We start from the raw sequence: 19,723 nt of genomic DNA on the forward strand, positions 1-19,723 counted from the left end.
GAAGATTGAAAATCTATGCGACGGGCTCGCCGTCGAGATGGATGCGGTCGACGGCCTGCGGATAGAAGGCGATGAGGCCCTTGATCTTCGGCATTTCCTCAATGGGATCCCGGTAGCTCCAGGCGATATCAGGGCGCACCGAACCGTCGCTCAGCAGGCCGGACCAGTAAGAGGCGATGCCCTTGTAGGGACATCGCGTCGTGGTGACGGACGCCGTCAGCCGCTCCAGCCGGATGTCTTCCGCGGGCAGATAAAAACGCGTCGGCAGATGCGTCTCGAACAGCAGCACCGGGCGGTGGCTGTCGGCGATCGGCTCGCCGTCGAACCAGATCTGCAAATGGCTCGAGCTTTGCAGAACATCGATGCGTGCATAGGGATCGCGGGCGTGGACGAAGACTTCCTCTTCCTCCTCGAACCACTGGTCGACGGCCTTCCAGGTGAATGCAATGCGGCCGGCCAGCGGCGCCAGGTTTTCATCCGGCGGCGACACGAACGACCACGCCGCGTTGGCGCTGCGCCTGTCGCCGCTGTCGATATCCCAATAGGCGGTCTCGCCACCGACCGGATGCGGCTCGCGATGCAGCGAAGGTTTCAGCACCGATGGGTCGACCGCTGACGGCGGGAAGAAATAGATCGGCAGGAAATGGTTGGAGCGCAGCACCAGCACGTTGCGGCTGTCGGCGATGGTGCGGCCGCCGAATTTGACGCGCACACGCTTGGGGCTGTGCAGGACATTGACGAGCTGCGGCGCGGTCGCTTCGCGTGGCTGCAATCTTGGTGCGACGGTCATGATCGTTCTTCCGGTCAGGACACGGCACGCGCATTGTCGCGCTGCTCGGCGAAGCGGTTGGCGGGCCGCGCCAGGCCGAAACGGTCGCGCAGCGTTCCCGGCCCGTATTCGGTCGGGAAGACGCCGCGCCGCTGCAGCTCCGGCACCACCTGTTCGGCAAAATTCACCCAGTCTTCTGGCAGCAGCGGGAACATCAGGTTGAAGCCGTCAGCGGCACCCGAAACGAACCAGTCCTGCAACTGGTCCGCGATCTGTACCGGCGTGCCGGCAACCGTCGGCACCGAACCGCTGTTGGCGAGCTTGCGCGCGATCTCGCGCAGGCTGAGATTCTGCTTCGCCCACTGCTTGACCCGGTTGAGCGATGTGCGCCCGCCATTGAACGTGCTTTCGTCCGGCAGCGGCGGCAGCGGCCCGTCCGGCGGGAACAGCGACAGGTCCAACCCGCTCCAGCTCGACAGAAGGTCGATGCCGACCTGATCCGGCAGCAAGGTCTGCAGGTATTCTTGCTTTTCCCGGCCTTCCGCTTCGGAGGCGGCGACGATCGGCAGGATGCCGGGCAGGATCTTGAAGCTCTCCGGCCGCCTGCCGTGGCGGGCCAGCCGCTCGTTGATGTCCTGACGGTATTTGATGCCATCCTCCTTGGTGCTGTAGATGGCGAAGTGCGCATCGGCCTGGGCGGTGGCGAAGTTCTTGCCATCTTCGGACGAGCCGGCCTGGACGATTAGCGGATGGCCTTGCGGCGGCCGCGAGACGTTGAGCGGCCCACGCACCTTGAAGTGCTTGCCCTTGTGATCGATGGGATGGACCTTGTCGGGGTCGGCGAAATGGCCTGACGCCTTGTCGATCAGCAGCGCCTCGTCTTCCCAGCTGTCCCACAGCGCCTTGACGATATCGAGGAATTCGGCCGCGCGCTCATAGCGGAAAGCATGTTCGATATTGCCGTCGCGGCCGAAATTGCGCGCCTCCTCATCCATGGCCGAGGTGACGACGTTCCACGACGCCCTGCCCTTGCTGATATGGTCGAGCGAGGCGAACATGCGCGCCACATTGTACGGCTCGCTGTAGGAACTCGACGCCGTGGTGATCAGGCCGATATGCTTGGTCACGCTAGCCAGCGCCGATAGCAGCGTCAGCGGTTCGAGGCGGGCATTGGCGTAATGGGCGACGCCGCTCTTGACTGAATCCCAGATCGACACGTGGTCGGCGACGAAGATGGTGTCGATCTTGGCGCGTTCGGCCGCCTGCACGAGATCGCGGTAGAATTCGAAATCCAGCACCTCCCGCCCCGGCGCCCTCGGGTGGCGCCACGACATCCGATGATCGCCCTGCGGGTTGAAGAAGAATGCGCTGAGGATCATGTGGTCTCGAGCCATGCCGGGCCTCCTTCCAGATCTACTCCGGAGACCGTCGCGCTGCCTCGGCAGATGGCGACAATCTCTGCTGATGCGAGAAAGGTAGATTGCGCTCCGGCTTAATCCGAGTAATTTTATAGAGATAATGCATTGCGAAAGCGGAAGCGATTGCCCTCGATGGCGGCGCTGGAAGAAAGTGGTTTCAAGTCCCCATGTCCTCCTCGGTTCTGAACGTAGACCAGCTGTCCGTGGCCTATGACGGGCGCAAGGGATCGCATCCCGCCGTCAGCGGCGTGTCACTGCACATCGGCGAAGGCGAAGCGCTCGGCCTGGTTGGCGAGTCGGGATCGGGCAAAAGCTCGGTGGCGCTCGCCATATTGCGCTATCTGCCGAAAAACGCCTGCATCACTGCGTCGGCGCTGGAATTCCAGGGCCGCGAAATCCGCGACCTTTCCGCCGAGCAGCTGCGCCGGCTCAGGGGAAATCATATCGCCGCCGTCTACCAGCATCCCGGTGCTGCCCTCAATCCAAGCATGACGATCGGCCGCCAGATCACCGAGACGGTCATGCGGCATCGCCCGGTTCGCCTCGAAGAGGCGCGCGGGCGCGCCGCCGAACTGCTCGGCCGCGTCCGGGTCAGCCATCCGGAGCGGGTGCTGGATCTCTATCCGCACGAACTCTCCGGCGGCATGCAGCAGCGCGCCAACATCGCCATTGCCATTGCGCTCGACCCGTCGCTGCTGGTGCTGGATGAGCCGACGACGGCGCTCGACGCCAGCGTCCAGTCCGAGATCATCGCCATCCTCTCCGACTTACGCAAGGATCACAAAACCAGCATCCTGCTGATCAGCCACGACATCAATATGATCCGCCGCTCCTGCGACCGGGTGGCGGTGATGCAGGCGGGAACCGTGGTCGAAAGCGGCGTTGCGAGCGATGTCTTCGACAACCCCTCTCACGCCTACACCAAGGCGCTCATCGCCTCGATCCCGGCGCTCAACTACACCAAGCGGGACGGAAGACTGGCGGAGACGGACGGCGTGCCAGCGCACCCAATGGCCCAAGGCGAAGACGCCGGCCTGCCAAAAGAACGCCGCATCGCGATCGCCTGCAAAGGCATCAGTCATGCCTTCGGCAGCCAGCCAGTGCTGCACCACGTCGATCTCGACATCGGCCAGGGCGAGACCTTCGGGCTGATCGGCGAGTCCGGTTCTGGCAAGTCGACCCTGGCACGGATCGTCACCGGTCTGCAGACGCCAAGCGCCGGATCGGTCGAACTGTTCGGCAGGACGGTCGCGCCGCGCGTCGAGAAGAGAAACCTTGCCGAACGCCGCGACGTGCAGATGGTCTTCCAGTCGCCGGATCGCACGCTCAATCCGCGCCAGCGGATCGGCACGATCCTCGGCCGCCCGCTGCGCAGGCTCGCCGGCCTGCGCCGCAGCGAAGTGAGAGCCCGCGTCGGCGACCTGCTGCAATCGGTTCGCCTCGCCGGCGCCACGGCCGAGCAGAAGTCGCGTTCGCTGTCCGGCGGCCAGCGGCAGCGGGCGGCAATCGCGCGCGCCTTCGCCGGCGTGCCGAAGGTCGTCGTGCTCGATGAACCGACCTCCGCGCTCGACGTCTCCGTCCAGGCGACCGTTCTCAACCTGCTCAACGACCTGCAGCGCGACAAGGACACGACCTATCTGTTCATCAGCCACGACCTCAGGGTGGTGCGCTACATGGCCGACAGGATCGGCGTGCTCTATCGCGGACGCCTGGTCGAAACCGGCTCCTCCGACCAGATTTTTCGCGGCCCCAACCACCCCTATACGGCCCTGCTTTTGGCTGCGTCCTCCGACGAAGCTGCGCCGAGACTATCCGCTCCAATCGAGATCGAGGCAGCCGGCGTCCCGAATACGGGGTGCTCCTTCGCCGACCGCTGCCCGCTGGTCCTGCCCGACTGCCGAAAGGCGGAGCCGCCGGCCCGAGAGGTCGCGGCCGGCCACCGGATCGCCTGCTGGCGGCACGGCCAGGGTTTTTGAGCGGCTCAACAGCAGTCCGAAGGTCCGCCGCGGCGGGGTTTTTGCGGCAAGCAGATGGTCGATGTACGAACCTCTCTGACGGCTGCCGCCAAGTTCACGCGGCTATGCCGGGGTTGGGAGCTTCCTCGCATACAATTACATTCGTTTATGCTAATATATTTCAGCCATGCACATTCGTTCATGGCGAACATGTGGGAGGATGCGATGAAAACCATGAATCGCAGGTCTGCAATTGCTCTCGGTGTGACGGCTGCCGCGATAACGCCTCTGTTCACCCTGGCGGCATCAGCGAAGAAATACGGCCCGAAGGAAGGCAAGGAGATTGCGCCCGGTGTCAGGGTGGTTGAGGTCAGCACCGGCAACTCCGACATTCCCGCCTACAAGAGCATCGCAATTGTCGACGTGGTGTTTCAGCCCGGCGCACACGCGCCTCAGATGGTGATGGACAACGATATGGTCTGCACCATTGCTTCAGGTGCGTTCACGATCAAGAAGGCCGACAAGGAATTCAAGCTCAAGACGGGTGACATGTACACCTGCGCCAAAGGCAAGACCGACGAGGCGACAAATACAAGCAAGGAGGTCGGCGTGCATCGGATCGCCGTCCTGATACCTGCCTAGCAAACCGGATTCCGGCCGGATGGAAGGTCGCATGCCGTCCGGCCGGCGCTTGCGTACAGCCGGGCGCTGGCCTCGTCCGGCCAACGCCCTTCGGCAAGATCGGCAGGATTCCGCCGCTGGTGCCAGCCGGGTCACAGCCGCATGTTCGCTTTCCTTCAGGCACAGTGCGATGCCGGCATTGGCTCTTGAAGGGCCAAGCCAGACCCGCGTAACATAGCGCCAAGTCAACCGCTCACATTGAGTCTGCTTTATTAGTCCGGGCTAACGTCCGGATTGGTTTGGATATTTTCCTTGAACACGCAAGCAACCAGCAGCGCGCCGGAGCGCGGCAAATCGTTTGCTCACGTCGCGGAAGCGTCCTGGGGCAAGGGCCTCAGCACCTTGCTTCGTATCGTGCGCATGACACTGCGCCATCCCTGGCAGGTCGCCATCACCATCGTCTCGACCTTCATTGCCGCGACGCTGCAGCTTTTCATTCCACGCCTGCTGGGACGCGCCATCGACCAGGCGCAAGGTGTGATGGCCGCGGGTGCCGGAGCTGCGGCGGAACAGGCGCTGTGGAACACGGCGCTGACGCTGCTCGTCGTCTCGATCCTGCGCGGCCTCTTCACCATGGCGCAGAACTACTATGGCGAGGCCGTAGGCCACCGCACCGGCTATGAACTGCGCCTGGCTTTCTACGAGAAGATCCAGCGCCTGAGCTTCGCCTACCACGACAGGGTCCACACCGGCGATTTGATCACGCTCGGCCTGCTCGATCTCGACGGCGTGCGCATGTTCTTTTCAACCGGCATCCTGCGCGTCGTCCTGCTCGGCGTGCTGATCGGCGTCGGCGCCTATCTCCTGATCAGCACCGATCTCATGCTCGGGCTGCTCAGCCTGAGCTTCGTGCCGTTTGTTGCCTGGCGGTCCTCGGTCACCCAGCTCAAACTGCGCAGCACCTGGCTGACGTTGCAGGAGCGGCTGTCTGTGCTGAGCCGGGTGATGGATGAGAACCTCGGCGGCATCCGCGTCGTGCGGGCCTTCGCGGCGCAACGACATGAGCTCGACAAATTCGACCGCGCCAAGCTGTCGGCGCTGGAGCTTGCCAATCGGCGCGTCGACATCCGCGTCTCCAACACCAGCGCCATGAATTTTTCCTTCCTGGTCGCCATGGGGCTGGTGCTCTGGTTCGGCGGCCAGAAGGTGATCGCGGGTCAGATCAGCGTCGGCACGCTCGCCCAGTTCCTTACCTTCATGACCATCCTGCAGATGCCGGTGCGCCAGCTCGGGCTGATGGTCAATTCCTTCGCGCGCGCCTCGACCTGCGGCAGCCGGCTATTCGAACTGCTCGACGCCGAACTCGACATCGAGGACGCGCCCGGCGCCAAGGATCTCGTCGTCACCGATGGCGTGCTGCGCTTCCACAATGTCGGCTTCCGCTACGAGGGCGCGGGCGACCGGCCGACTCTGTCGGGCATCTCCTTCGAGGCGAGGTCCGGCGAGACCATCGGCATCGTCGGTCCGCCGGGTAGCGGCAAGTCGACCATCGCGCACCTGATCCCGCGCTTCTACGACGTTACGTCAGGTGCGATTACCATCGATGGCCAGGACATCCGTGACGCGACGCTGCAATCGTTGCGCAAGGCGGTCGGCGTCGTGCAGCAGGACGCGTTCCTGTTCACCACCTCGATCGAGAACAACATCGCCTACGGCAATCCCTGGGCGCGCGAGACCCGCATCGGGCAGGCAGCCGAGTACGCCCAATTGCACAATTACATCATGGGCCTCCCAGCCGGTTACACCACAGTCGTCGGCGAGCGCGGCGCGTCGCTTTCCGGTGGCCAGCGGCAGCGCCTGACCATCGCCCGCAGCCTGATGCTGCGGCCGTCCGTGCTGGTCTTCGATGATTCCACCGCGGCCATCGACGCCGGCACCGAACAGCGGATCCGGGCAGCGATGAAACGCTTCGCCAGGGATCGCGTGACACTCATCATCTCGCACCGGCTGAGTTCGCTGATGCATGCCGACCAGATCCTGTTCGTCGAGGGCGGCCGGATCGTCGAGCGCGGCATGCATGAGGAGTTGCTGGCGCTCGGTGGACGCTACCGCGCGCTCCATGACCTGCAGTTGCGGCCGGACGATGAGCGGCCCGTGGCGGGAGCCGCGTGATGCAGACACCGGCCGACGACGAGGAGGAAGACACCAGCGGGCCACCGACAAAGGCGGTCGTGGGCTCGCACCGCGACGACGAAGAGGTCTTCGGCAAAGCTTATGACCCTCGCATCGTGCGGCGTATCTGGAGCTTCGTGAGGCCGTATCAGAACCGGATTTTCATCTCAGTCGCCGCGGTGCTGGTGTTCACGCTGACGCAACTGGCGATCCCGCTGGTCATCCGCTACGCCATCGACCACGGCATGACGGCTGGCAAGCTCGACCAATCGGTGATGATCGCCGCGATCAGCGCTTTCGCCGTGATCATCCTGATCAACTATGCTGCCAGCTATGTGCAGGAAAGCGTCGTCGGCAAGGTGGCCGAAAACGTGCTGTCGGACCTGCGCCGCGCCATGTTCAGCCATCTGCAACGGGTCTCGCTGAGCTTCATGGACAAGACCGAGGTCGGCCGGCTGATGTCGCGCCTGCAGGGCGACGTCAATTCGATGCAGGAATTCCTCGAAACATCGGTGATGTCGGTAGGCGACATCGTGCTGTTGTTCGGCATTGTCAGCGTGCTTTTGTGGCTCGATTTCCGGCTGGGCCTGCTGACGCTGTCGACCATGCCGGTGCTGTTCATCGTGCGCCTTTTCTGGCTGCCGCGCGCCAAGGTCGCCTTCATGGCCGCGCACGAAACCAACTCGATCGCCAACGGCGCACTGGCCGAAGGCATCCATGGCGTGCGCACGGTGCAGAGCCTCGAGCGCCAGCACGTCAATTTCGACCTCTACGACGAAAAGGTGCTGGCCAACCTCAATGCCCATTTGAGGTCGGCGAAATACGCGCAGGTGATGGTGCCGATCGTCGACACGCTGACCGGCATCGCCATGGCAACTGTCATCGTCGTCGGCGGGTCGATGGTGCTCTCGCACAGCCTCGACATCGGCGTCATGGTGGCGTTCCTGTTCTACATCCAGCGCTTCTTCGACCCGATCCGCTCGCTGACCATGCAATACAGCGTCATGCAGCGAGCCATGGCTTCGGGCCAGCGCATCTCCGAAGTGCTCGACGTACCGGTCGACGTCAGCGACAGGCACGGTGCCGTGGCGCTGTCGCGCGACATGGACGGCTCGGTCGAGTTCAGGAACGTCACCTTCGGCTATAGGCCGAACCAGCCGGTGCTGAAGAACATCTCCTTCCGCGTCAACCCGGGCGAGACCGTGGCCCTGGTCGGCCCGACCGGATCGGGCAAGTCGAGCTCGATGGCGCTGGTGCACCGCTTCTACGATGTCTGGTCGGGTGAGGTTCTGGTCGGCGGCCATGATGTGCGTGACCTGACCCAGGATTCGCTCGGCGATCAGGTCGCGATGGTGCTGCAGGAGCCGTTCCTGTTTTCCGGCTCGGTGCTGAAAAACATCCGCTACCACAAGACATCAGCCAGCCGCGAGGAGGTGGTCCGCGCCGCACAAGCCGTCGGCGCGCACGATTTCATCGAGAACCTGCCAGATGGCTACGATACCGAACTCGAGCAGCGCGGCGGCAATCTCTCGCTGGGCCAGCGCCAGCTGATCAGCTTTGCGCGCGCGCTGGTGGCGGATGCAAAGATCCTGGTGCTCGACGAAGCCACGGCCAGCATCGATTCCTACACCGAGATGCTGATCCAGAAGGCGCTGATCACGCTGCTGGAAGGCCGCACCGGGCTGGTCATCGCCCACCGTCTGGCCACCATCCGCGGCGCCGACCGCATCATCGTGCTGCAGAACGGCGAGATCGTCGAAAGCGGCAACCACGAACAGCTGATGGCAAGAAAAGGCCTCTACGCCCGCCTCTACAACATGAACTACGCCTCGTTCGACGACATTTCGGAAGGCGAGCTGGAACTGGACGCGGCAGTCGGCAAGGCGACGTGATTGGACCTGCAAACGACCGCAGGCGCCTAGGCCATTTCCGGGCGTTTTGAACCCTCGCGGATGGCCTTGTGCACGCCGCGTTGCAGATCCATGAATACAGGGCTTTCCATCACCTCTTCGCGGCGCGGGCGCTCGATATCCACGTTGAATGTCTGCGTGATACGTCCCGGGCCGATGCCCATGACGACGATGCGGTCCGACAGATAGACGGCCTCCTCCACATCATGGGTGACAAACAGGACGGTCAACCTGTGTTCCTCCCAGATCTGGGTCAGCAGTTCCTGCATCTGATGCCGGGTCAAGGCATCGAGCGCGCCGAAGGGCTCGTCCATCAACAGCATCTTGGGCCGGTAGGAAAGCGCACGCGCAATGGCGACGCGCTGTTTCATGCCGCCCGAGAGTTCGGCCGGATAGCGGTCCGCACTACCAGACAGCTTGACGAGTTCGAGATGCTCCAGCGCGATCCTGCGGCAGGTCGGGCGATCGTAACCAGCGGCCTTGAGGGCAAACTCGATGTTCTGCCGCGCCGTCAGCCAGGGAAGCAGCGTGTAGGACTGAAAGACGACGCCACGGTCGAGACCAGGCTGCAGGATCGGCGCGCCATCGATGCTGAGATCGCCCGCGTCGAAGTCCTGCAGTCCGGCCACGATCGACAGCAGCGTGCTCTTGCCGCAGCCCGACGTGCCGACCAGGGAGACGAACTCGTTGTCGGCAAGATCGAGGTTGATATCGCGCAGCACTTCCGTGCGCCGTTCGCCCGTGCCGAAGCTCTTTTGGAGGCCGGCGATCCGCAATTTGGGGCTCATCGGCTGGACCTCATTGCGAGCGGCCCTCTTGCTTGAACAGCACCTTTTCCAGCGCCTTCATCACCTGGTCGGTGATGAGGCCGAGCAGGCCGAGCAGCAGGATGTAGCCGATGATGGTGTTGGTCTGGAAATAGCGCTGGGACACGGTGATGCGATAACCGAGCCCCGAAGTGGCGGCGACGAGTTCGGCCAGCACCAGCCAGGTCCATGCCCAGCCCAAGCTGATGCGCAGCGTATCCCAGATGCCCGGCAAGGCACTGGGCACGACGATGCGCGTCAGGATCTTGCGATCCGGCAGGCCGAGCGTGCGCCCAAGGCCGATGAAATCGGCTGGAACCCGTTTCACATTGTCCATGATCATCAGCACCTGCTGGAAGAACGTGCCGATAAAGATGATCAGGAATTTCTGCGAATCGCCGGTGCCGGCCCACAGGATGGAGAGCGGCACGAAAGCGACGACCGGCATGTAGCGGATGAAATCCACCAGCGGCTCGATGGCCGCTTCCCAGGAACGGAAACTGCCGATCAGCACGCCGATCGGTATCGACAGGGCCGAGGCGATGAGGAAGCCGATGGAGATACGGTACATCGAGGCTTTGAGGTCCAGCCACAACGTGCCGTCGGCCGCGAGCTTGGCGATCTGCATAGCGACGCTGCCCGGCGATGGCAGGAAGATCGGCTTTACCAACCCCAGTCCGGTCGCCGCCCACCAGGCAAGGCCGAGCCCGACGAACACGGCCACCGCGATCACCAGGAAGCGCGACCTGGCGATGGGCACGCCGATGCCGGAGGATCGGCGACGCCTCGCCTGTTTCGTGGGACGAGCCGGATCCGTTTGAGCGGGACGCTCCCCGGGCATCTGCGTCACCACCGCGATCCGGCCTTGGTCATTCCGCCGCCTTGACGAATGACGGGTCGATCATCTGCTCCGGCGTCACATCGGCCTGCAGCAGCTTGGCGTTCTTGGCGGCGGCTTCGACATCGGCGAAGGTCTTGGTGGTGAAATCACCGGTCAGCGCCGCCTTGTTTTCGGCGAGTGAGTAGTAACGCACGCCGTCAAAGGCGGTGTTGAGGTCCTTGACGTCCGAACCGACAGCCTTGGCGATGATGGCGCGCCCACCGGGCGTATCGGCATTGTAGTCCTTGAGCGCTGCGTCCCAGCTCTTGATCATGGCCAGCACTTGGCCGGGCCGCGACTTGATCACCTCGTCACGCACCACCAGCACGTCGCTGATCAGGCCGGGATCCTCGCCGGCGGTGAACAGCAGCTTGAGGTCCTTGTTCTGCGCCATGGCGACGGTGAGGTACGGTTCATAGGTCACCGCGACCGGCACCTGGCCGGCGATCAAGGCGCTGCCGGCGTCGGACGCAGGCATCGGAACCGGCTTCACATCGTCGATCGACATGCCGTTCCTGGTGAGCGCGTATTTGAGCAGGATGTCGCTCGTCGTGCCTTCCTCGAAGGCCACCTGCTTGCCCTTGAGGTCCGCGATGGAGGTGACGTCCTTGCCGGCGATGATCGCGTCGGCGGTCATGGAGACGTCGAGCAGCAGCACGATCTTCACCGGCAGGCCGGCCGCAACCATGCCCATCGCCGTGTGGGTGGCGATGTTGGCGGCGTCGAGCTGGCCGCTTGCAAGTGCTGCATTGATGTCCTTGTCCTCGGCGAAGTTGACGATCTGGACGTCGCTCAGCCCGTTCGTCTTGAACAGGCCCTTGGCCTCGGCGACATGCCACTGGCCATAGCCGAGCCAGGGCTCGATGCCGATCTTGAACGCTCCTGCCTCGGGCGTGGTGGGAATGGCCGCGTCGGCCGCGTAGGCCGCCGGGGCGGCGGCGAGCCCGATGGCGGCGGCCATCACGAGCGCGCGAAATTGTCCTGTTAGGTTACGCATCATCCTTGTTCCCCTTGATGATCGGACCGCTTTTTCTGACTGAGGTAGCCGGTCCGGTGAGACTGCGGGTTTCTGCTCTTGCGGCACTGTGCCTCGGCGTCTTACCTGCCACTTCATGGTGAAGTGCGCGGATATTTCAGCGTCAGCGGGAGCGGATGTCAAGGCTAAAATACATACATGCATATACAAGTTGGAAAGACTCAATTTTTACGCTCTCCGGGATCGATCCGGTCTAGAAAATCGGTCACCCGATCGGTTCCGGCAACAGGTTCGCTGCCGACCATGACCGCCACCGAAAATGCAATAAGGGAAGAAACCGGCGTGTGGCTGCGCGCCCCGGCGCGCAGGTTCATGACCAGCGTCGGCGACAGGAAGAGACCGGCCCGGAGCACCGCGCGCCAATCGGCCGGCAGCATGCCGCGCCGTTTGAGCTCAAGCAGCAATGGCCGCCACAGCGCTGTGGCCTTGACCTCCAGCAGGTCGCGGCGGACGGGGCTCAGGTCCCAGTCCGTGTCGACATGGAGCAGGTTTCCGTCCAGCCGCGCATGGGCGCGAAAAGCCTCGGTCGCGGTCGCCGGATCATAGAGCCAGAACGGGTGGGCGAAGATGTTGTGGAACGTCGCCTTCACCTCCGCCAGCAGCGTCGGGATATGCGAGCCTGCAAAGGCAGGATCGAAGAAGGACAGCTCCGCCCTCCCCGCCTTCGCCGTGTACCAGACATTGGCGTTGTGGGCGTCACCATGCGCGACCACGCCGCCTGCATCGGCAAGCCGGTCCGGCCGCAAGCGCACTGCGGCGGCATCGAAAAGCTCACCGACGCTGTCGGTGTACTGCTCGCCATTGATGACGAATTTCAGCCGGGAAAACCGATCCCAATCCAGCTCGGCACCGGGAAAGACGAACGGCTTGCCGACATAGAAATCGGCCAGCCGGCCGCCTGGCGGCAAGCGCGTGTCGGCATCGATCAGCCGCTCATGAAACAGCCTGTGGATCGGTTCCGCCGCCACGTCCTCGACGGTTACCGGATGCAGCGTTTCGAGATAGACCTTGAGCAGCCTGGCCGACAGGTCGCGCTCGGCAAGAACGGCTTCTCGCCGTTTGCCGGCGTCGTCCTGCGCATCCAGCGCGAACAGCACATCCGAAAACCTCGGATCCGTGCGCCGCCGATAGACAAGGATCTGCTCGCCCGGTTGGGCCGACATATGCACGGGTTGATCAACCGGCAGGCCGGCGCGCGACAGAATCTCGGCGCGGTAATACTCGCCCGTCATCGCCTCTTCCCGCTCCTCCTGATGGAACTTGAAGAAGTAGGCCTTGCCGTCGTCCTCGAAGAAGCCGTTCAACGAATTGAGGCTGTATTTATCGAAGTTGATGCGGACATTGCGGGGACGCATCGCGAACAGGTCGCCCAGCAATGCCGCCAGCGCGCTTTGTGCTTCGGCAACATCATGCTGCGCGAGTGCCCGGATCCGCGCCGTGCGGCTCGGCGCCGGCGTCATCTGTCGCTCTTGCATTCGACCTGCTTCCGTCAGCTGCTTTTTGAAGGGGAATAGCGGCTGCCGAGCGAGTAGCGGCTGCCGGCATAAGTCAGCTTGCTGATCGTCGCCACCACCGCGCCCGTCCATGTCCGGCGGTGCAGGAAAAGGCAGCAGGCGCCGACATCGATGCCCAGATGCCGCGCCGTCTCGGCATCCGCCGGGATGGCGGAAATGATATGCTCGACCTCGGTCACCGGGGTTTTCTGCATGAGGTAGTCATAGGTCGCCGTCTTCGAAAAATCCTGCTTGTCATAGTCGGGGATAAGGCTCGGATTGACGAAGCGCTCTTCGAGCTGCACCGGCAGATCGTTCTCGAAATTGACGACGACGGAATGATAGATCGAGACGCGCTTTGGAAATTCGAACGACAGCGCCAGCTCTTTTGTCGGCATGATGGTTTCGAGGACGAGGACTTCGGAACGATGTCTGTTGCCGCGCTCGACGATCTCGGCTGCGATGTTGTTGATCTCGATCAGCGTCGACTGTGGCCGCGGTGGCGCGATGAAGGTTCCCACACCTTGCAGGCGGATCAGAAACCCGGCCGAGGTCAATTCTCTGAGCGCCCGGTGAACCGTCATCCGCGAGACGCCGAGTGAAGCGACCAACTCATTCTCGGACGGCAGCTTGCGATCTTTGCCCCACCGGCCCGTTCCGATATTTGCCAGGATGTAGTCCTTCACCTTCTCGTAAAGAGGGCTGGCGGTGTCGGGCAAAGTGATCATTTCAAAAGTCCTTTCCGGCGATTCATCGGAAATCACGACTCGACAGGTTGCCGCATGCGGATGATTGTTTTCAAGCCGTCGCTGCGCCCCGCCAACAGCCGCTCATAGGCAGCCGGAATGTCATCCAGGCCGATCTCCTGGTCGATCAGCGCCAGCAGCGGTTCGCTCAATTCACCCAGCATCCGCACGGCCTCGGGCAGTTCGTCGGCAAAGGCATGGCATCCCAGCAACCCGATTTCGCGTTCGACCAGCGTATTGGGATCAATGTCGAGGCGGCCATGGAAGATGCCGACCATGGCGATCGTACCGCCGGGATCGAGAACGCCGAGCAGCTGATTGAGCGCCGCGACGCTGCCGGTCGCCTCGATGGCCGCGAGCAGCGGGGCATTGGCAGTTGCGGCGGCAACTGCGTCCCGGCTCAGATCGACGATCCGGGCACCCGTCACCCGCGCCACCCGGGCACAGCGGCTCTGGTTGCGGTCGGCGATCAGCACGGTGCCGGCGAAGGTCCGCGACAACAGCAGAGCGGCAAGACCGCCGATCGGCCCGCAACCGACGACCAGCACGGAGCCTGTCGTTTTCGGCAGGCGCCGCACCGCGTGCAGCGCCACCGCCAGCGGCTCGGCCATTGCCGCGACCCGCTCGTCGAGCCCGGCACCGATGATATGCAAAAGCCGTGCAGGCAGCACCGCCTGTTCGGCAAAACCGCCGTCGCAGACCTCTCCGACGAAGCCCAGTGACGCGCAGAGATGACGCCTGCCGGCTTGGCATTGCGCGCAGTCTCCGCACCAGAAGCGGGAATCGGCGACAACCCTGTCACCGATAGCGAAGGCGTCGACGCCCGCGCCGGTGGCGGTCACCGTGCCGGTGAGTTCATGGCCGGCCGTCGAAGGCGACCGGCTTATCCACTGTCCCGTGCGGAAATTATGCAGGTCCGAACCGCAGATGCCGGCGGCATCGACCCTGAGCTTCACCCAGCCTGCATCCGGCGCGCCCGGCGTCGCGATGTCTTCGACGCGCAGATCGCAGGGCCCGTAAAGTCGTGCCGCCTTCATCGCGATCGGTTCCGCTCAGCCGGCAAGATAGCGGTCGCGGATCTCCGAGACCGCGTTCTCATGCGAGCTGAAGCCCTCGTAGCGGGCGAGCCTGCGGGCGTGCAGAGCGAGTTCCGGATAGGCCACCGAGGTGACATAGCCGATCGACGAGCGCTTGACGAAATCCGTCACCGAAAGCGGCCCGTAGGTCCGCGCCCAACGGCTGGTCGGCAGCACCGCATTGGGTCCAAGCACGAAATTGGCCAGCGTCACCGGCGTGTGCGGCCCCATCAGGATTTCAGCCGCCTCGGTGATGCGCCCGAGATGCGCGAACGGCTCCTTCGACAGGATCTCGAGATGTTCGGGCGCATAGTCGTTGATGAAGCGGTAGCTGTCTTCCAGCGACCCGGTCAGCACAATGCCACCGCGCTTGCCGGTCAGCACCGCGCGTGAAAACTCGACACGCTGCTCGGTCATCCGCGACCAGTGCTCCGGGATTGCAGCCAATGCGGCTTCGGCGACCTTGCGGCTGTGCGTCACCAGATAGGCCGAAGAATCCGGCCCGTGTTCGGCTTCGATCAACAGGTCGAGCGCAGCAAGCCCGCCGTCGACGCTGTCATCGGCAAAGATGATCGCTTCGGACGGCCCGGCCGGAAGGCCTGTGTTGATGACCGACGACAGCACGCTCTTGGCCGCCACCACCCAGGGGCTGCCGGGGCCGACGATCTTGAGCGCGGGCTTCACCGTCTCCGTGCCGTAGGCGACGGCGGCAACTGCCTGAGCGCCGCCGCATTTGTAGACGGTTCCGACGCCGGCGAGGCGTGCGGCGACCAACGTTGCCGCGTCCACCGAACCATCCGATGTCGGCGGCGTCACGATGGCGATTTGCGGCACGCCGGCAATCACCGCCGGCACCGACGTCATCATCGTCACCGATGGGAAAGCACCCTTGCCGCGCGGCACGTAGAGCGCAACGGAAGCGATCGGCGTGTACCGGTCGCCGGCATAGGCGCCCGGCCGGACTTCCTTGAGCCACATCGTTTCCGGCTTCTGCTCCTCATGGAAATGCCTGATGTTGTCGATGCCGAACTGGATGCTCTCGACGACGTCCTTTTCCACCTTGTCGAACGCCGCGTCGAACTCGGCTTCCGACACCTGCAGCTCGCCCTCGGCGACATTGGCCTTGTCGAGTTCCCTGGCGAAGCGGATCAAGGCGGCGTCGCCTTCGTCCTTGACGGCCTGGATGATCGGCCGGACCTTCTCGACGAAGACCGTCAGATCGGCCTCGGCGCGCTTCAGCAGACTGGCGCGCTGGTCGGCATCGATGGATGACAAATCGTGGAAGCTGATGTCGGACATGGCTGCTCGTTCTCCTGGAACTCTTGGAACGCAATCACGGCTGGCGCAGGCCGGCCATATGCTGCGGGCCGACAGGTCGACCCTGGACAAGGATCAAAGCCGTCGAGAGGCTTCACTCGGCCAAAAGTATATACATGTCTATGTGACGGTCGCCAGCGATTTTTCCGTCATCCTTCCCGTCGAAACTACCGAGACAAACCTGCCTCATCAGATCGAGGCGAGAAAGCCGCCGTCGACCGGAATGGACTGGCCGGTTATGTAGGCCGCCGCATCCGAAGCGAGGAACACGGCGATGCCATGCAGGTCGGAGAGATCACCGAAACGCCGTTGCGGGATCTTGGCCAGCATGGAGTGCTGCCATGCCTCGTTGTTGTAAAAAACGTCCGTCATCGCCGTCCTGAAATAGCCCGGCGCGATGGCGTTGACCCTTATGCCAAGCTCCGCCCACTCGGCCGCAAGCGCCCGCGTCATGCCGAGCAGGCCGGACTTCGACGAGCCATACGGCACCGCGGTTGGGATTCCGACTTCCGACGTCAGCGAGCACAGGTTGATGATGGTGCCGGGACGGCCGGCGTCGCGCATCTGCCGCGCGGCGGCCTGGGCGCAGAAGAACGCTCCCTTCAGATTCGTGTCGACGATCCTGTCCCACAGCGCCTCGTCGACATCGAGCGAGGGCCGCACCTCCTCCATCCCGGCATTGTTGACGAGAATGTCGAGACCACCAAGCAGGCTGGCAGCCTCGTTGGTGGCTGCGCGGCAGCGGCCGACATCGGTGACGTCGAGAGCGACGGCATGCGCCACCCCACCGGCCGCGCGGATGGCGACCGTCGTGTGCTCCAGCGCGGCCAGGCTGCGCGCCGTGACCGCGACGTCGGCGCCGGCAGCGCTCAGCGCTTCGGCGATGCTGCGCCCGATGCCACGGCTGGCGCCGGTGACAAGCGCCTTCCTGCCGGAGAGATCGAAGAGAGAAGCGTTGCGCATGTGATCCTCCTGGTCGGTGTCGGTTTCCGCTTCGGCGTAGAGACTATCAGGTCAGCTTACATATACAAGCATATACAAAGCATTTCAGCTGCGGTACGGATGACGAAATCCACCGCAGAGGAGCCAGCCCGTGTCGAAAGCCTCGGATATGGTCCGCACCGAAGTCAACCGCCTGTCGCCCTACAATTCCGGACTGACCATTGACGAGGTGCGGAAACGATACGCACCGGCCAGAATCGCCAAACTGGGCTCGAACGAAAACCCGCTCGGGCCCAGCCCGACCCTCGCCACGACGATGCATGCCGGCTCCGAGATGTTCCGCCTCTATCCGGACCCTGCCGGGCGCAAGCTGCGCCAGGCGATCGGCGACAAATATGCCGTCGCCGAGGACCAGATTATCCTCGGCAACGGTTCCGAAGATCTTCTCTCCGTCATCAGCCGCGCCGTGTTGCGGCCGGGCGACGCCGTCGTCACGCTCTATCCGTCGTTTCCGCTGCATGAGGACTACACCACGTTGATGGGCGCTACCGTCAAGCGCGTTGTCGTCAACGACGATCTGACCATCAATGTCGATGCGCTGGTCGAGGCGGTGCGCGAACGGCCGCGCATGCTGCTGTTCTCGAACCCGATGAACCCGGTCGGCAGCTGGCTCTCCGGCGGCGATCTGTCGAGGGTTCTGGATGCGACGAGCGACGAGACGCTGATCGTCATCGACGAAGCCTATGCCGAATATGCCAAGGGCGACGACTATGCGTCATCCCTGCCCTATCTGGGAAAGCTCGACCGGCCCTGGATCGTGCTTCGGACCTTTTCCAAGGCGTTCGGCCTGGCCGGATTGCGGATCGGCTTCGGCATCGTCGGCGACCCGGAGCTGCGCGCGCTGCTGGACCGCGTCCGCACGCCTTTCAACGCCAACGGCATGGCCCAGGCCGCAGCATTCGCGGCGCTGGCCGATGAAGAACACCTCGCCAGGGTCGTAGCTCTGGCCAGGGCGGAGAGAAAACGCGTCGAGACTTTCCTGGCAAGCAAGGGCCTCGACGTCGCCGCCTCCAGAGGCAATTTCCTGTTCTTCAACTGCCGGCAGGATGCCTCCGTCTTCGTCGAAGGCCTGCTGCGGCAAGGGGTCATCGTCAAACCGTGGAAGCAGCAGGGCTTTGACACCTATGTGCGTGTCAGCATCGGCTCGACTTCGGAAAACGACCACTTCATGGCCGCTCTGTCGGCGCTGTTATGAATGCACGTCTGGGCGGATCGCTCCGCGCTTGGGAGCCGATCGCTGCCGCCCTATTTCGCCCAAGGCCTTGACCGACGCTTGGCTTGGCTGCCGTGCGGATCGTCGATGACCACAGCGTATTTATTTGGCTTCGGACCAGCCGCAGGCCTTAACTTTCGCAGCGTGGGTTTTTACATCCGGGGGGTCTGCAAACGATCGACGCTTGAGGAGGCTCCCTTGCAGCAGCCAGATGACATAGCCGCCCGCCGATTGGGCATTCTCATCGAGCAATATGTGGAAGCGCGTAAAAAGCGCTATGACTATGTGTCGACCGAGCAGGCCTATCGGGCCATCCGGCAGGTCCTCAAACCCGCCATTCCCGATCGCGAGCTCGACGACATGGTCGCCTCACTTGCCGTCAAGAACGGCCTGGCGGTCGTCTTCGATCGTCAAACCAAAGCATCGGCCGATGATGTTCCGAGGCCAAGCCCCTAGATCGACGCACATCTGCCGGCGCCGGGCGCCATATCAATGCGGGGCCAAACGCATCGTTCGGCCCCGCATCGATGTGCATCGCCGGAGGAACCTGCGACACACCTGCGCCGTGAGCCTGTGTGCCGCAAGCCGACGGGCGTGGCGGCTTCAAGCGGCGGTGCTGACCTGGCCCGGCTCGAGGATCGACTTGACCTTGTCGGCGACGGCGCGTCCCAGATCGGCGTTGTTTGCGGCGGTGAAATGAATTCCGTCGACACCGTCCGTGGTGAGGTAATCGCCGGCATTGAGGAAATCGATCTTCATGAAATCGGCCATCGCCTTGTACTGCCTGGCCAGGTCCCTGGATTTTTCGTGCCCGCCGCCGAACATGCCCTCGAACCATGGATCGGGCATCGGGGTCAGCGGCGGCGGCGCAATGACCAGCGCCTTGGGGGCCGGATAAGGGGTGCCGATGCCGCCGGCACTGGTCAGGATTTGCCCGACCAGTTTCGCCATTCCATTGGCGATCTCATAAGGCGTCCGGCGGAAATAGGACTTGGTGTCGTTGGTGCCGAGCATGACGATGACCAGGTCCAGCGGCAGATGGCTGGCGATGGCCGAGGGCAGGTAGTTCGCCCCGTTCAGGCGCGGATCGTTGGGGTCGTCGAGACAGGTCGTGCGCGCGCTCAGGCCTTCCTCGATGATGTGGTAGCCCCCTCCCAGCGCCGCCGCCATCACACCGGTCCAGCGCTGGTCATAGGGGTAGCGGTAGGTCGGCGACCCCTCCTTGACCGGAACCCAGCCCCAGGTCAGCGAGTCGCCGTAGCACATGATGTTTTTTGGCGGTGACATCCATGTTTCTCCATCTGTTTGC

At 63.5% G+C, this 19,723-nt stretch carries 17 protein-coding genes; 6 read left to right on the forward strand and 11 right to left on the reverse strand.

Annotation, left to right across the window (positions count from 1 at the left end; genetic code table 11):
* Positions 1-13: 13 nt before the first annotated feature.
* Together LB519_RS16855 and LB519_RS16860 are read right to left on the reverse strand one after the other, a co-directional pair.
* Positions 14-790 carry a DUF427 domain-containing protein gene (locus tag LB519_RS16855; RefSeq protein ID WP_024503939.1) on the reverse strand — a complete coding sequence of 259 codons (777 nt, stop codon included), beginning with the start codon at positions 788-790 and terminating at the stop codon, positions 14-16.
* 14 nt (positions 791-804) lie between these two features.
* Positions 805-2,163: an LLM class flavin-dependent oxidoreductase gene (locus LB519_RS16860; RefSeq protein ID WP_224620648.1), complete on the reverse strand. Its 1,359-nt coding sequence runs from the start codon at positions 2,161-2,163 to the stop codon at positions 805-807.
* A 191-nt stretch (positions 2,164-2,354) separates the two neighbouring features.
* Here LB519_RS16860 and LB519_RS16865 point away from each other — a divergent pair, with 191 nt between their 5' ends.
* The 4 genes from LB519_RS16865 to LB519_RS16880 all read left to right on the forward strand — a co-directional run bounded on the left by LB519_RS16865 (position 2,355) and on the right by LB519_RS16880 (position 8,827).
* The gene (locus LB519_RS16865) at positions 2,355-4,163 is read left to right on the forward strand and encodes an ABC transporter ATP-binding protein (protein WP_013530492.1); all 1,809 of its coding nucleotides are present in this window, start codon (positions 2,355-2,357) and stop codon (positions 4,161-4,163) included.
* 204 nt (positions 4,164-4,367) lie between these two features.
* Entirely contained in the window at positions 4,368-4,784 is a 417-nt protein-coding gene (locus tag LB519_RS16870; RefSeq protein ID WP_024503942.1) for a hypothetical protein, read from the forward strand.
* Between the two features lie 291 nt (positions 4,785-5,075).
* Positions 5,076-6,935, forward strand: coding sequence for an ABC transporter ATP-binding protein (locus LB519_RS16875; RefSeq protein ID WP_224620649.1), 1,860 nt, complete (start codon positions 5,076-5,078; stop codon positions 6,933-6,935).
* Positions 6,935-8,827, forward strand: a complete 1,893-nt coding sequence (locus LB519_RS16880; protein WP_224620650.1) for an ABC transporter ATP-binding protein — start codon at positions 6,935-6,937, stop codon at positions 8,825-8,827. The genes LB519_RS16875 and LB519_RS16880 overlap by 1 nt, the downstream gene beginning before the upstream one ends.
* 26 nt (positions 8,828-8,853) lie before the next feature.
* Here the strand turns inward: LB519_RS16880 and LB519_RS16885 are convergent, their stop codons facing one another.
* The 8 genes from LB519_RS16885 to LB519_RS16920 all read right to left on the reverse strand — a co-directional run bounded on the left by LB519_RS16885 (position 8,854) and on the right by LB519_RS16920 (position 17,162).
* A complete protein-coding gene (locus LB519_RS16885; protein ID WP_224620651.1) occupies positions 8,854-9,633 on the reverse strand; it encodes an ABC transporter ATP-binding protein in 780 nt (259 codons plus the stop codon).
* A gap of 10 nt (positions 9,634-9,643) precedes the next feature.
* Complete coding sequence (locus LB519_RS16890) at positions 9,644-10,492, reverse strand: ABC transporter permease (RefSeq protein WP_013530487.1); 849 nt, start codon at positions 10,490-10,492, stop codon at positions 9,644-9,646.
* 28 nt (positions 10,493-10,520) lie between these two features.
* Positions 10,521-11,528 carry an ABC transporter substrate-binding protein gene (locus LB519_RS16895; protein ID WP_013530486.1) on the reverse strand — a complete coding sequence of 336 codons (1,008 nt, stop codon included), beginning with the start codon at positions 11,526-11,528 and terminating at the stop codon, positions 10,521-10,523.
* 200 nt (positions 11,529-11,728) lie between these two features.
* The gene (locus tag LB519_RS16900; protein ID WP_224620749.1) at positions 11,729-13,027 is read right to left on the reverse strand and encodes a hypothetical protein; all 1,299 of its coding nucleotides are present in this window, start codon (positions 13,025-13,027) and stop codon (positions 11,729-11,731) included.
* A gap of 29 nt (positions 13,028-13,056) precedes the next feature.
* Complete coding sequence (hutC, locus tag LB519_RS16905; RefSeq protein WP_013530484.1) at positions 13,057-13,788, reverse strand: histidine utilization repressor; 732 nt, start codon at positions 13,786-13,788, stop codon at positions 13,057-13,059.
* Positions 13,789-13,820: 32 nt separating this feature from the next.
* Positions 13,821-14,843 carry a zinc-dependent alcohol dehydrogenase gene (locus LB519_RS16910; protein ID WP_224620652.1) on the reverse strand — a complete coding sequence of 341 codons (1,023 nt, stop codon included), beginning with the start codon at positions 14,841-14,843 and terminating at the stop codon, positions 13,821-13,823.
* Positions 14,844-14,858: 15 nt separating this feature from the next.
* Positions 14,859-16,181, reverse strand: a complete 1,323-nt coding sequence (gene hisD, locus LB519_RS16915) for a histidinol dehydrogenase (protein WP_224620653.1) — start codon at positions 16,179-16,181, stop codon at positions 14,859-14,861.
* 207 nt (positions 16,182-16,388) lie between these two features.
* The gene (locus tag LB519_RS16920; protein WP_013530480.1) at positions 16,389-17,162 is read right to left on the reverse strand and encodes an SDR family NAD(P)-dependent oxidoreductase; all 774 of its coding nucleotides are present in this window, start codon (positions 17,160-17,162) and stop codon (positions 16,389-16,391) included.
* Between the two features lie 130 nt (positions 17,163-17,292).
* Between LB519_RS16920 and LB519_RS16925 the strand changes: the two genes are divergently transcribed.
* Together LB519_RS16925 and LB519_RS16930 are read left to right on the forward strand one after the other, a co-directional pair.
* The gene (locus LB519_RS16925; RefSeq protein ID WP_013530479.1) at positions 17,293-18,396 is read left to right on the forward strand and encodes a histidinol-phosphate transaminase; all 1,104 of its coding nucleotides are present in this window, start codon (positions 17,293-17,295) and stop codon (positions 18,394-18,396) included.
* 105 nt (positions 18,397-18,501) lie between these two features.
* The gene (locus tag LB519_RS16930) at positions 18,502-18,870 is read left to right on the forward strand and encodes a hypothetical protein (RefSeq protein WP_224620654.1); all 369 of its coding nucleotides are present in this window, start codon (positions 18,502-18,504) and stop codon (positions 18,868-18,870) included.
* Between the two features lie 147 nt (positions 18,871-19,017).
* Here LB519_RS16930 and LB519_RS16935 read toward each other — a convergent pair whose 3' ends face one another.
* Positions 19,018-19,701, reverse strand: a complete 684-nt coding sequence (locus tag LB519_RS16935; protein ID WP_013530477.1) for an SGNH/GDSL hydrolase family protein — start codon at positions 19,699-19,701, stop codon at positions 19,018-19,020.
* Between the last annotated feature and the right edge of the window lie 22 nt (positions 19,702-19,723).

Source organism: Mesorhizobium sp. AD1-1 (assembly GCF_020164655.1).
GTDB classification, from domain to species: domain Bacteria; phylum Pseudomonadota; class Alphaproteobacteria; order Rhizobiales; family Rhizobiaceae; genus Mesorhizobium; species Mesorhizobium ciceri.